Below are 12,868 nucleotides of genomic sequence, written 5' to 3'. Positions count from 1 at the left end.
TCATCCAGGCCAACATCGAGAAGAACTTCTGGCAGCCGCGTTACCGCGCCTACCGCCGCAAGGCGTTCTGATTGCATCGGCGCCGCTAGTGAGCGCATGAAGCAGATTGCATGAAACAGGTTGCATGAAACAGAGTGCGTCAATGAAGAAGCCCCCGCAGGCAATGCCTGCGGGGGCTTTTGTGTTGCAGTCAGCGCTGCGGTGAGCGGCTGGCGGGTTACAGCATGCCGCGCAGCACGTAGTGGAGGATGCCGCCGTGACGGTAGTACTCCAGCTCGTTGTCGGTATCGATGCGGCACAGCGCCTCGATCTTCTGCTCACCCTTGTCGCTCTTGAAGGTGACCTGGACCTTGCCGCCGGCCGTCAGGTCATTCAGGCCGCTGATGCTGATTTCCTCATCACCGGTCAGCCCCAGCGACTGGCGGCTCTCGCCTTGCGGGAACTGCAGAGGCACCACGCCCATGCCGATCAGGTTGGAGCGGTGGATACGCTCGTAGGACTCGGCGATCACCGCGCGCACGCCCAGCAGCAGGGTGCCCTTGGCGGCCCAGTCACGTGAGGAGCCAGTGCCATACTCCTTGCCGGCGACGACCACCAGCGGCGTGCCTTCCTCGGCGTACTTCATGGCGGCATCGTAGATGGCCATCTGCTCGCCGGACGGCACGTGGCGGGTCTCGCCGCCCTCGACGCCATCGAGCATCTCGTTGCGGATACGCACGTTGGCGAAGGTGCCGCGCATCATCACTTCGTGGTTGCCGCGACGTGAGCCGTAGGAGTTGAAGTCCTTGACCTCGACCCCGTTCTCCTTGAGGTAGCGACCCGCCGGGCTGTCCGGTTTGATGGCACCGGCCGGAGAGATGTGGTCAGTGGTCACCGAGTCGCCGAGCATCGCCAGCACGCGGGCATTCTCGACATCCTGAACGGCTTCCGGCTCACGCTGCATGCCTTCGAAGAACGGCGGATGCTGGATGTAGGTGGAGTCCTTCCACTCATACACTTCGGCTTGCGGCACGTCGATGGCCTGCCAGGTCTCGTCACCGTCGAAGACCTCGGCGTACTCCTTGCGATACATCTCGGTACGCACCTGCTCGACGGCCTCGGCGATCTCGGCCTGACTCGGCCAGATGTCCTTGAGGAAGACGTCATTGCCGTCGGTGTCCTTGCCCAGCGGCTCCTTGGAAAGGTCGACCCGCACGGTGCCGGCGAGGGCATAGGCGACCACCAGGGGCGGCGACGCCAGCCAGTTGGTACGCACGTTGGGATGCACGCGACCCTCGAAGTTGCGGTTGCCCGACAGCACCGAGGCGACCGTCAGGTCACGCGTATTGATGGCGTCCTCGACCGGTTCCGGCAGCGGGCCGGAGTTGCCGATACAGGTGGTGCAGCCATAGCCGACCAGGTTGAAGCCCAGCTCGTTGAGGTCATCCTGCACGCCGGCAGTCGCCAGGTAGTCGGTGACGACCTTGGAGCCCGGCGCCAGTGAGGTCTTGACCCACGGCTTGCTGCTCAGGCCTTTCTCGCGTGCCTTGCGCGCCACCAGGCCTGCCGCCAGCATCACGCTGGGGTTGGAGGTGTTGGTGCAGGAGGTGATGGCGGCGATGACGACATCACCGTGATCGAGGCGGAAGGTCTCGCCATTCAGCTCGCTGTAATCGCCGTTCTTCACCTCGCTCTGCTTGTCGTAGCTCTGCTCGACATCGACGGCGGTCTGGCCACCCTCGGACAGCCACTTGCCGTCCTCGATGTCCGGCACTTCGCCCAGCTGATCGCCGAGAATCTTCTCGAAGGTCTGCTTGATGTCGGTGAGGGCGACGCGGTCCTGCGGGCGCTTGGGGCCGGCGAGGGAGGCGACGACCTCGGTCATGTCCAGCTCGAGCGTATCGGAGAAGACCGGCTCGTGGCCCGGCTCGCGCCACAGGCCCTGCTCCTTGGCATAGGCCTCGACCAGCGCGACCTGCTCATCGGAGCGACCGGACAGACGCATGTAGTTGAGCGTCTCGTCATCCAGCGGGAAGAAGCCGCAGGTAGCGCCATACTCCGGCGCCATGTTGGCGATGGTCGCGCGGTCGGCCAGCGGCAGGTCATCCAGGCCATCACCGTAGAACTCGACGAACTTGCCGACCACGCCACGGCTTCTCAGCATCTGGGTGACGGTCAGCACCAGGTCAGTCGCGGTGATGCCTTCGTTGAGCTTGCCGGTCAGCTTGAAGCCGACCACTTCCGGAATCAGCATCGAGACCGGCTGGCCGAGCATCGCGGCTTCCGCCTCGATACCGCCGACACCCCAGCCGAGTACGCCGAGGCCGTTGATCATGGTGGTGTGGGAGTCGGTGCCGACCAGGGTGTCGGGGTAGGCGAAGGTCTTGCCATCTTCCTCGCGGGTGAAGACGGCGCGGCCGAGATATTCCAGGTTCACCTGGTGGCAGATACCGGTGCCCGGCGGGACGACGGAGAAGTTGTCGAAGGCCTGCTGGCCCCAACGCAGGAACTCGTAACGTTCGCGGTTACGCTCCATCTCGATGCGCACGTTGTCCTTGAAGGCGCTCGGATCGCCGTAGTGGTCCACCATCACCGAGTGGTCGATGACCAGGTCCACCGGGGTCAGCGGATTGACCTTCTCGGGGTCGGCGCCGAGCTTCTTGACGGCGTCACGCATGGAGGCCAGGTCGACCACCCCGGGCACGCCGGTGAAATCCTGCATCAGCACGCGCGCCGGACGATAGCCGATCTCGTGGGTGCTGGAGGCGGTCTTCTGCCAGTCGGCCAGTGCCTTGATGTCTTCCTTGGTCGCGGTTTCACCGTCCTCGAAGCGCAGCTGATTCTCCAGCAGCACCTTGAGCGTGAAGGGCAGTCGCGTCAGGTCGCCAAGCGTGTCGGCCGCCTTCTTGAGCGAGTAGTAGTGATAGCGCTTGTCTCCGACTTCCAGCTCGGAGAGGGTGTCAAGCGAATCCAGTGACTGAGAGCGCTGGGAACCCATGATTCTCCTCCTTGTCGTTGTCTTCACCGGCCAGACTGCTGAAGTGTCGTTCAACAGGCGCGTCAGGTACCTCGGCCGGATGCGACGCGTCGCGAGAGCGACTGCCAGGTCGCGGATGGTTGCCTACATAAGGCTATGGTCATCATGTGACAGGAATTCAAGCGCACACCATCATCGAGGATAGTGTGAAGCAAGGAACCCTGCGTCGCGTTCGCTGCCATAGAGATTGCCGCCACGACTCTCGCGCGGCGTGAATGCGGCCCCTAAAGTATCCGAGACAGGGGTATCCGAAACGGTGACATCCAAGACGGTGGCACCCCAGACGGTGCCACTCGCAACGTCCGTCGCGTTCACCATCAGGCACAACGGAGGCTGTCATGAACGAACAAGGGCGCAGGCCGAGCGAGTCCGGCGAGCTGCCGGAAGATGATGAGGTTCTGGATGCGGCGGTCGAGCAGTGGCTGGCGGAGCATTCCTCGGGGCAGTCCGATGAATGGCCGGGCCATGAGTTGCTGGAAGACAAGCAGGAAGGAGCGGTCAATGAGGCGCTGCATGAGGCGGAAATCAACTGCCCCTACTGCGACACGCCCTTCACGGTGTTCCTGGATCTGGACGAGGGCAGTCTGACCAACATCATCGACTGCGAGCGTTGCTGTCAGCCGATCCAGGTGCGCCAGCAGGTCGACCCGGTCAGCGGTGAGCTCGAAGGGCTGGATATCGGCCAGGATGACGACGTGCTGTGACGGCATCTCACCTGCGCGGCACGCTGGCACCGGCGCCGACAGGCATCAGTGACGCAAAGTGACAGGCTTGCAGGGCAGGGCGCGGTAGATGCTGTATTCTGCAGCCAAGGTCACTTATGATCCCGACACCCGCTGTTGGCGTCATCGAGCTGCCATAGGCAATCTCTATGGTGGTGATTGCAGCAAACATTTGGCATCTGCCACACGTGGCGATTAGTCTGTGTGGCGATTCATCACAAAGGCGGTCCGCTGCCTTTATCATCATTATTCCTCAGGAGATCACCATGAGCGTATTGGTCGGACGTCAGGCCCCGGATTTCGAAGCCGCAGCAGTGCTGGGCGACGGTACCATCGTCGACAACTACAAGCTGTCTGATTCCAACGGCAAGCTGCGCGTGCTGTTCTTCTGGCCGCTGGACTTCACCTTCGTTTGCCCGTCTGAAATCATCGCCCACGACAACCGTCTGGCGAAGTTCAAGGAACTCGGCGTCGAAGTCATCGGTGTGTCCATCGATTCCCAGTTCACTCACCACGCATGGCGCAAGACCTCTCCGGACGCTGGCGGCATCGGTGAAGTCGGCTTCCCGATCGTGGCTGACGTCAAGCACGAAGTCACCCAGGCATACGGCATCGAGCATCCGGAAGCTGGCGTCGCTCTGCGCGCTTCCTTCCTGATCGACGAAGACGGTGTCGTTCAGCACCAGGTCGTCAACAACCTGCCGCTGGGCCGTAACGTCGATGAGATGGTCCGCATGGTCAAGGCCCTGCAGTTCCACCAGACCAACGGCGAAGTCTGCCCGGCAGGCTGGGAAGAAGGTCAGGAAGGTATGAAGGACACCGCTGAAGGTGTTGCCAAGTACCTGGCAGGCCACTCCAGCAGCCTGTAAGTCGCTGCCTGGACGAGATCAGCTCACGCGTTCGCGCTGACTGATCCCGCGACTGCCTTTCGAACCTTCGGTAATGAGTGTCTCGAGAGGTAGGCGAACCGGAAGCCGTCGCCCCTGGCGGCGGCTTCCGCGCATCTGGGCAATGCCATCCTGCGGGGGTGTGCTTGAGCATAAGCTTCTGCGATGCCGGTCTGAGTCCGGTGCTGAAAGCTGGCGGCGTCTGCGCTACTCTGCGCAGTCCTTGTTCGCCTCAACCAGCCCGGCGAGCCAGTCAGCCAGCGAGTACAAGTGCTTCCAGCGGGAAGCCTGCACGGGCGCCGGCCGGCCCGGATCCATCATGCCGTGTCCTGAACCATGTCGATCGCATGCGCCGTCTGCAGCGCTGTCGGTATCGTTCAGTACATTGATCGCCAGCAGCCGCCATTGCTGCTGGTGAAATCCTCCGCCTTCATCTGTCACTGAGGTCATCCATGAGCAATGTCCGTCACGAACGTCTGATCATTCTCGGTTCCGGCCCGGCGGGTTACACCGCTGCCGTCTACGCTGCACGTGCCAATCTCAAGCCGCTCCTGATCACCGGCATGCAGATGGGTGGTCAGCTGACCACTACCACCGACGTCGACAACTGGCCCGGCGACGATGCTGGCGTGCAGGGGCCGGAGCTGATGGAGCGCATGCGCCGTCACGCCGAGCGCTTCGAGACCGAAGTCCTGTTCGACCACATCAACGAAGTGACCCTCGGCGAGCGTCCGTTCCTGCTCAAGGGTGACAACGGCAGCTACAGCTGTGACGCCCTGATCATCGCCACCGGCGCCAGCGCGCAGTATCTGGGCCTGCCGAGTGAGCAGCAGTTCATGGGCCAGGGCGTCTCGGCCTGTGCGACCTGCGATGGCTTCTTCTATCGCAATCAGGAAGTCGTGGTGGTCGGTGGCGGCAACACCGCTGTCGAGGAAGCGCTGTACCTGTCCAACATCGCCTCCAAGGTCACGCTGGTGCATCGCCGCGACAGCCTGCGTGCCGAGAAGATCCTGCAGGACAAGCTGTTCGACAAGGTCGAGAACGGCAACATGGCGGTCGAATGGCACCACACCCTCGACGAAGTGCTGGGCGACAACTCCGGTGTCACCGGCGTGCGTCTGCGTCATGTCGAAAGCGGCGCCACCAAGGAGTTGAGCTCGATGGGCGTGTTCATCGCCATCGGCCACCGTCCGAATACCAGCCTGTTCGAAGGCCAGCTCGACATGCAGGGCGGCTATCTCAAGGTCCAGTCCGGTCTGGAAGGCAATGCCACCCAGACCAGCATCCCCGGCGTCTATGCCTGTGGCGATGTGATGGACCACGTCTACCGTCAGGCGATCACCTCTGCCGGTACCGGCTGCATGGCGGCGCTGGATGCCGAGCGTTATCTGGACGGCCTCATCGCCTGAGATCGCCCTGTCCATTTCGACACGATCCATGTCGACACGACCTGTGTCGAGAGTGTCTGATTCGGCACTGTCTGATTCGAGAAAGTCTGATTCAGCACTGCCCGACCGGCCCCGCAGCCTCGCTGCGGGGCCGGTCTGCGTTCAGGGCCCTGCCTGGTCTGCGCCGAGAGAGCTGAGTGCTGCTGACAGCTCAGTAATGGGGCGGCAGCTCGTCGTGTGGCTGCGCACTGAAAGGTGCTGTCGAGTCTGCATCGCCTTGCTGGTCGCGCAGGGTGCGTAGCTGGCTGGCCATCAGCGCGGTGAGGCGCTCGAGGGTCTCTATCTGACGCTGCTGGGTGATGACGGTGCGATCGAGGGTCTCGAGCCAGTCATCCTGATGCGCGAGGCGCGATTCCAGTGCTTCCAGTCGGGCTTCCAGGCCGGGATCAGTCGAGGTTGTCATGCATCTGGGCTCCAGAGGGTGAGGGAATGGTCCGCGTGGGCAGTGGGGGAAGAGGGTGAGGTGGCCGGCGATGGATGACAACTCCTGCCACGACTCCTGCCACGATTTCTGAGCGATGGCACGCCGAATCATCGCTGCGGTCGTTGCCTGGATCGTTGTCGAATTACCGCAAAGTGTTGAAGGATTGTCACTGAGTTGCCTCAGACGCATCAGGAAGAGGCGTGATAGACTGTTGACAGTGCGATTGACTTATTTTTCGTATATCGCACCCATTGACGGCCTTCGATTGCCTGCGCTTCGCGCGTCATTGACAGGGCCGGTTCCATCGACTGATGTGGAGTTACCTGCATCACGAGCCACGACGTCACCAGAGCGATGCACCGGCATCTTCGCGTGTATCAGTGATGGTGACGGGCACCGCCGTGAGGCGCTGCATTCAGGCAGTTTCCCGACTGACGATAGCTGCTGTAACCCTGTCGTGCGGTCAGGCGCTGTCCATTGCGATCAAGGGCAGAACATTCTGATAGGGATCATCCGAAGCACTCATTTCTGCCCTCGCGTTACACCTCCACCCATTACCTAGAGAGTTTATCTTGATGAGTTCCAAGACGTTCTTCCGTTGTTTCATCATCAGCCTGCTGCTGGCACTGCCGGCACCGTTGCTGATTGCTGTCTTCATCACCCTGACCGGCGGCCAGCTGGCCGACACCCTGAGCCAGGCGCTTAGCGTCGAGGGCTTCGAGCTGGCGTACGCGGCTGCCGTCGCGGCCGTGTTCATCCTGCTGTTGATCGCGACGCTTGCCATTCCGGTGCTGTCTCCGCGCTCTGCAGTACTGGCTGAAGTCGAGGACGACGATCGTGAGATCGGCGAGGTCAAGTGGTTCAACGTCAACAAGGGCTACGGTTTCGTGACCCGTGAAAGTGGTGAAGATGTCTTCGTTCACTTCCGTGCCATTCGTGGCAAGGGCCACCGTACCTTGGCCGAAGGTCAGAAAGTGCGTTACCACGTCATCAGCAATGAGCGTGGCCTGCAGGCGGATGACGTGACGGTCATCACCTGATCGCTGACTCGCTCAGTGAAAGACGACAACGCCCCGCAGGCTAGCCTGCGGGGCGTTGTCGTTTCATGGACTTGTCACCAGAAGAGGCGGGTCACTCAGCCCTTGTCCGGCCAGGTGAAGGCCTCTTCGCTGCCGTCGGCCATGACACGGAAGAAGCGGTCCGGCTCATCACCGGGCTGCCAGCTGCCCAGCGAGCAGCGCGTCTCGACCTGCAGGGCCCGGGCGGCGGCGCGTGCGCAGTCGACATCGCGCGCCCAGGGGGTACTGGCGCTGTCGAACCACAGGCTGGCGAAGCCATCGGCGACCTTCTCGACCACCAGCACCGCGATCTCGGCGCCATCACGCGTGAGGCGCGTACGGTGCTGCAGCTTGCCGGCCGGCTGGAAGACGACGACCTGACCGAACTGCTCGCCCAGCCAGGCGCCCAGCGCCTCCAGGCTCAAGGGCTTGAGATAGATCTCGATGTCCGGGTACTGCTCATCGGCGTCATTGTGCGGGGTGTCGCTCATGCCGTGGTCTCTTGGGTCGCGGGGACAAACAGGTATTCCAGGATGTGCTCGTAGGCGCTGGAGAGTCGGTCCAGATCGCTGGCCATGACGCGTTCATCGATCTTGTGGATGGTCGCGTTGACCGGCCCCAGCTCGACGACCTGAGTGCCGAGCGTGGCGATGAAGCGACCATCGGAGGTGCCGCCGGAGGTGGACAGCACCGGCTTGCGGCCCAGCGCACGTTCCACGCCGTGCACGGCGGCATCGACCAGCGCGCCTTCCGGCGTCAGGAAGGGCTCGCCGCTCAGGTTCCACTCGATCTCGACGTCCAGACCGTGCTTCTCGAGGATCTCATAGGTGCGACGCTTGAGGTCATCGGCGGTCAGCTCGGTGGAATAGCGGAAGTTGAAGACCACTTCCAGCTCGCCGGGGATGACGTTGGTCGCGCCGGTACCGCCACGGATGTTGGAGATCTGGAAGCTGGTCGCCGGGAAGAAGTCGTTGCCGTTGTCCCAATGCTCGGCGGCCAGGGCGGCCAGCGCCGGGGCGGCTTCGTGGATCGGGTTGCGCGCCAGATGCGGGTAGGCCACATGGCCCTGGATGCCCTTGACGTGCATGACCGCACCCAGCGAGCCGCGACGGCCATTCTTGATCACGTCACCGGCGTAATCGGTGGAGGACGGTTCGCCGACGATGCAGTAGTCGAGGCGCTCGTGATGCTCGCGCAGATACTCGACCACCGCACGGGTGCCGTGAACCGCCGGGCCTTCCTCGTCGGAGGTGATCAAGAAGGCGATGCGACCTTCGTGGTCCGGGTTGGCGGTCACGAAGCGCTCGGTGGCGGTCAGCATCGCGGCCAGAGAACCCTTCATGTCGGCGGCGCCGCGGCCACACAAGAAGCCGGCATCGTCGATGCACGGCGAGAACGGCGGATACTGCCAGTTGGCTTCCGGGCCCGTCGGCACGACATCGGTGTGGCCGGCGAAGGCCAGCACCGGACCATGATGGCCGCGCACCGCCCAGAAGTTGTCGACATCGCCGAAGGGCAGCCGCGTGATGGTGAAGCCCAGCGCCTCGAGGCGTTCGATCATCAGGGTCTGGCAGTCCAGGTCGTCCGGCGTGACCGAGGGGCGTGAGATGAGATCGAAGGCCAGCTCCAGCGTCGGAGACAGATCGGCGGGGCGTGGCGGAAGCGGTGCGTTTGAATCAGTCATCATGGGCCATCGCTGCAGGCGTCATCGCGAGGAGCGACAGCGCGAAATTCGGGGGGAGAGACGAAGTGTCTTCACGCCGGCCCGGGCACTGCTGCCCGAGCCGGGAAATGCCACGACGGCCTGCCAGAGGTGCAGCCCCTGACAGGCCATCGTCACGCGCCTCAGTTGTGGGCGTGCAGGGCATCGTTGAGCGCGATGGCGCTCTTGTTGGTGCGGCACTCGACACGGCCGGTGACGGAGTTGCGACGCAGCAGCAGGTCGTCCTGGCTCGCCAGCTCACGGGCCGCGACCGTCTCGACTTCCTGGCCTTCGTTGTCGAAGACCATGACCTTGGTGCCGGCGGTGATGTAGAGGCCAGCTTCCACGGTGCAGCGATCGCCCAGCGGGATGCCGATACCGGCATTGGCGCCGATCAGGCAGCCTTCACCGACCTTGATGACGATGTTGCCGCCACCGGACAGGGTGCCCATGGTGGAGCAACCGCCGCCCAGATCAGAACCCTTGCCGACGAAGACGCCCGCGGAGATGCGGCCTTCGATCATGCCCGGGCCTTCGGTGCCGGCATTGAAGTTGCAGAAGCCTTCGTGCATCACGGTGGTGCCTTCGCCCAGGTAGGCGCCCAGACGCACGCGTGCGGTATCGGCGATACGAATGCCGGTCGGCACCACGTAGTCGGTCATCTTCGGGAACTTGTCGACGCAGTCCACGGACAGGGTGCGCCCTTCCAGACGGGCCTTGAGGCGCCGCGCCGGCAGCTCTTCGATGTCGATGGCGCCTTCGCTGGTCCAGGCGACATTCTTGAGCAGACCGAACATGCCGGTCAGGTCGATGCCGTGCGGACGCACCATGCGGTGAGACAGCAGGTGCAGCTTGAGGTAGACCTCCGGCACGCTCTGCGGGGCGGCGTCTTCCTCGATGAACATGGCGACCAGCGGGCGCTGGCTGGCGGCCAGGCTCTCGGCCAGTTCGGCCTGGGCGTTGTCACCGGCGTCGCGCAGGGCGCTTGCCAGGGCGGCGCAGTGTTCCGGCAGGAAGCTGGTGGCGGTGGTGCCAGCCGGTGCGTCCAGTGCCTTGCGAGCGGCGTCAGCAACGGCAGCGGTCGGCTTGAACAGCGGGGCAGGATAGTAGACTTCCAGCCAGTCGCCGGTGGTGTTCTGGGTGCCGATTCCGAGGGCAAGGCTCAACATCGTGTCAATCTCCGGGGTGTCCAGTGGTGTAAGGGGTAACTCAGTCCTGCGGTTCGTAGACCGCCTTGTCATAGCCGATCACCAGATCCATCTCATTGTCGGCGGGATGACGCTCGAGAATGGGACGCTTGATCAGGGTCGGGTGCTCCAGCATCAATGCACGTGCCGAATTGGCATCGAGGCTGTCACGTTGTTCATCGCTCAGGTTGCGCCAGCTGGTGCTGCGCTTGTTGAGCAGGCTGCTCCAGGCGGTCTGCTCCAGCCAGGATTCCAGCAGGCTGGCGGAGAGGCCATCCTCACGCAGGTCATGCCAGCGATAGGGAACGCCCCGGTCGTCGAGGGCGCGGCGCGCCTTGCGGCAGGTATCACAGGTCTTGATGCCGTAGAGCACGTGCATGGCGGTCTCCTTGAGCCAATCCACCCCGCCGGGCGGGGCTGTCATCCAGTGTTGGGCTGCTGTCAGCCCGTGCAGGCCTGGCGCTCAGCGCAGGCGTTCGACGAAGCGACGCAGGCGCTGGGCGGCTTCGACGGTCTGTTCCAGTTCGGCCACCAGCGCCAGACGAATGCGTCCGGCGCCCGGATTCACGCCGTCCACCTCGCGCGCCATGTAGCTTGCCGGCAGCACGCCGACCGCCTCTTCACGCAGCAGCTCGCGGGTGAAGGCGGCGTCGTCACCGCCGGGCACGGCGGGATACAGGTAGAAGCTGGCTTCCGGGGTCGGGAAGTCCATCACCGGTGCGAGGATTTCGGTCACGGCGGCAAACTTCTCGCGGTAGGCATCGCGATTGGCCAGCACGTGGGCTTCATCATTCCAGGCGGCGATGGAGGCGTGTTGGTGATGCAGCGGCATCGCGCAGCCGTGATAGGTGCGGTAGTGACGGAAGCGACGGATCACCTCGCCATCGCCGGCCACGAAGCCGGAGCGCAGGCCCGGCAGGTTGGAGCGCTTGGACAGCGAGTGGAAGACCACGCAGCGCGCGTAGTCATCGCGGCCCATGGCGGCACAGGCCTGCAGCAGGCCCGGCGGTGGCGTCGACTCGTCGAGATAGAGCTCCGAGTAGCACTCATCGGAGGCGATCAGGAAGTCGTGCTCGTCGGCGAGGCGAATCAGCTGCTGGAAGTCCTCCAGCGGTGTCACGGCGCCGGTGGGATTGCCCGGCGAGCAGACGAAGACGATCTGGGTATCACGCCATACCTCGGCCGGCACTGCCGCGTAGTCGGGGCGGGAGCCATTCTCGGCGGGGCAGGGCAGGTAGGTGACCTCGCCGCCGGCCAGCAGCGTCGCGCCTTCGTAGATCTGATAGAAGGGGTTCGGCACCAGCACGCGCGCCGGACGCGTGCTGTCCAGCGAGGCCTGGATGAAGGCGAACAGTGCCTCGCGGGTGCCGGTGACCGGCAGGACCTGCTGGTCGATATCCGGCGTGACGTTGAGCGAGAAGCGCTTCGCGAGCCAGTCGGCGATCGCCTGGCGCAATTCCCCCAGACCGCCGGTGGCGGGGTACTTGGCCACGCCCATGATGTGCTCGCGCAGGGTGTCGAGCACGAACTCGGGTGGCGCATGACGCGGTTCGCCGATGGTCAGTGCAATCGGGTCCAGGGCGGGATTGGGCACGACGCCCTCGCGCAGCTTGGCCAGGGTTTCAAACGGGTAGGGCTTGAGCTGGTCGAGATCCGGGTTCATGCACGTTCCATGGGTGATGGCCGTGGCAGCCAGGCTGCCGGCCGAGCAGGGAGGAAGGCGTCCGCGAGTCACCGGACTGCCATGCAGGTCGACTCGCGATTATAGGGAAGCCGGCCGGTCCCCTCAATCGCGGGGTGCCGGCCGGCGCTTTTCCTCTGTACTCTCGTCACGTGCCGTCACGCGCCGTCGCGCGTCTCAGCCGCGCTCGCCGACCTCGAGGACTTCGGTGAGGGCGTCACGCAGGCGTGTCTGGCGCTCGGGGTCGGTGATGGGTTCACCGGCGCGGTCGGTGATGAAGAAGATATCCTCGACGCGCTCGCCGAGGGTGGCGATCTTGGCGGCATCGATGGCGATCTCGTGCTCCATGAACACGCGGCCGATGCGCGCCAGCAGGCCCGGGCGGTCCGAGGCGATCACTTCCAGCACGCTGCGGCCGTTGGTGTAGTCCTGACTCAGCGTGATGCGCGGCGCGATGCGGAAGTGCTTGAGCTGGCGCGGCGTATGGCGATTGACGATCACCGAGTAGTCATCCGGGTCATCCAGCTCTTCGACCAGATGGGTACGGATATCGGCCAGACGTGCGGCGTCGCGGATCGGTTCACCGTCATCGTCGAGCAGGATGAAGGTGTTGAGCGTCCAGTTGTGGCTCGAGGTGGCGATGCGCGCATCGTGGATCGAGAGCCCCAGCTGCTCCAGCGCCGCGGCGGTGGCCGCGAACAGGTTGTCCACCGAGCGAGTGTGGATGAAGACCTTGGTGCCGC

Annotated in this window: 13 protein-coding genes; 4 read left to right on the top strand and 9 right to left on the bottom strand. The window is 63.9% G+C overall.

The annotated features are described in order from the left end of the window. Positions 1–217: 217 nt before the first annotated feature. Complete coding sequence (gene acnA, locus AC4FAH_RS08430; protein ID WP_043333046.1) at positions 218–2,977, bottom strand: aconitate hydratase AcnA; 2,760 nt, start codon at positions 2,975–2,977, stop codon at positions 218–220. Between the two features lie 377 nt (positions 2,978–3,354). Here acnA and AC4FAH_RS08425 point away from each other — a divergent pair, with 377 nt between their 5' ends. Both AC4FAH_RS08425 and AC4FAH_RS08420 read left to right on the top strand, forming a co-directional pair. After that, on the top strand, positions 3,355–3,720 hold the full coding sequence (locus tag AC4FAH_RS08425) for a zinc ribbon domain-containing protein (RefSeq protein WP_216060559.1): 366 nt from the start codon (positions 3,355–3,357) through the stop codon (positions 3,718–3,720). 284 nt (positions 3,721–4,004) lie between these two features. Then, a complete protein-coding gene (locus tag AC4FAH_RS08420) occupies positions 4,005–4,607 on the top strand; it encodes a peroxiredoxin (protein ID WP_043333044.1) in 603 nt (200 codons plus the stop codon). A gap of 225 nt (positions 4,608–4,832) precedes the next feature. Here the strand turns inward: AC4FAH_RS08420 and AC4FAH_RS08415 are convergent, their stop codons facing one another. After that, complete coding sequence (locus tag AC4FAH_RS08415) at positions 4,833–5,066, bottom strand: hypothetical protein (protein ID WP_225347349.1); 234 nt, start codon at positions 5,064–5,066, stop codon at positions 4,833–4,835. 11 nt (positions 5,067–5,077) lie between these two features. Here AC4FAH_RS08415 and trxB point away from each other — a divergent pair, with 11 nt between their 5' ends. After that, positions 5,078–6,034, top strand: a complete 957-nt coding sequence (trxB, locus tag AC4FAH_RS08410) for a thioredoxin-disulfide reductase (protein WP_043333042.1) — start codon at positions 5,078–5,080, stop codon at positions 6,032–6,034. A 190-nt stretch (positions 6,035–6,224) separates the two neighbouring features. Here trxB and AC4FAH_RS08405 read toward each other — a convergent pair whose 3' ends face one another. Beyond that, positions 6,225–6,476, bottom strand: a complete 252-nt coding sequence (locus tag AC4FAH_RS08405; protein ID WP_225347348.1) for a SlyX family protein — start codon at positions 6,474–6,476, stop codon at positions 6,225–6,227. 596 nt (positions 6,477–7,072) lie between these two features. On the opposite strand from AC4FAH_RS08405, the gene AC4FAH_RS08400 reads away from it, so the two are divergent. Continuing rightward, positions 7,073–7,537, top strand: coding sequence for a cold-shock protein (locus AC4FAH_RS08400; protein ID WP_043333039.1), 465 nt, complete (start codon positions 7,073–7,075; stop codon positions 7,535–7,537). A 95-nt stretch (positions 7,538–7,632) separates the two neighbouring features. Here the strand turns inward: AC4FAH_RS08400 and AC4FAH_RS08395 are convergent, their stop codons facing one another. From AC4FAH_RS08395 to AC4FAH_RS08370, 6 genes are all read right to left on the bottom strand, one after another. Continuing rightward, positions 7,633–8,046 (bottom strand): hypothetical protein, encoded by a 414-nt coding sequence (locus AC4FAH_RS08395; protein ID WP_043333036.1) that lies wholly within the window; start codon positions 8,044–8,046, stop codon positions 7,633–7,635. Then, on the bottom strand, positions 8,043–9,239 hold the full coding sequence (dapE, locus tag AC4FAH_RS08390) for a succinyl-diaminopimelate desuccinylase (RefSeq protein ID WP_052384460.1): 1,197 nt from the start codon (positions 9,237–9,239) through the stop codon (positions 8,043–8,045). The genes AC4FAH_RS08395 and dapE overlap by 4 nt, the downstream gene beginning before the upstream one ends. 161 nt (positions 9,240–9,400) lie before the next feature. Next, positions 9,401–10,426 (bottom strand): 2,3,4,5-tetrahydropyridine-2,6-dicarboxylate N-succinyltransferase, encoded by a 1,026-nt coding sequence (gene dapD, locus AC4FAH_RS08385; protein ID WP_225347346.1) that lies wholly within the window; start codon positions 10,424–10,426, stop codon positions 9,401–9,403. A gap of 40 nt (positions 10,427–10,466) precedes the next feature. Continuing rightward, positions 10,467–10,868, bottom strand: a complete 402-nt coding sequence (locus AC4FAH_RS08380) for an ArsC family reductase (protein WP_318833295.1) — start codon at positions 10,866–10,868, stop codon at positions 10,467–10,469. A 39-nt stretch (positions 10,869–10,907) separates the two neighbouring features. Continuing rightward, positions 10,908–12,107 carry a succinyldiaminopimelate transaminase gene (dapC, locus tag AC4FAH_RS08375; RefSeq protein WP_225347345.1) on the bottom strand — a complete coding sequence of 400 codons (1,200 nt, stop codon included), beginning with the start codon at positions 12,105–12,107 and terminating at the stop codon, positions 10,908–10,910. Between the two features lie 195 nt (positions 12,108–12,302). Beyond that, positions 12,303–12,868, bottom strand: a 566-nt coding sequence (locus tag AC4FAH_RS08370; protein WP_490245891.1) for an ACT domain-containing protein, incomplete at its 5' end; no start/stop codon positions are given.

Source organism: Cobetia sp. (genome assembly GCF_983723665.1).
Note: the sequence above shows the minus strand (reverse complement) of the source record. Positions and strands in the feature narration are given on the sequence as shown.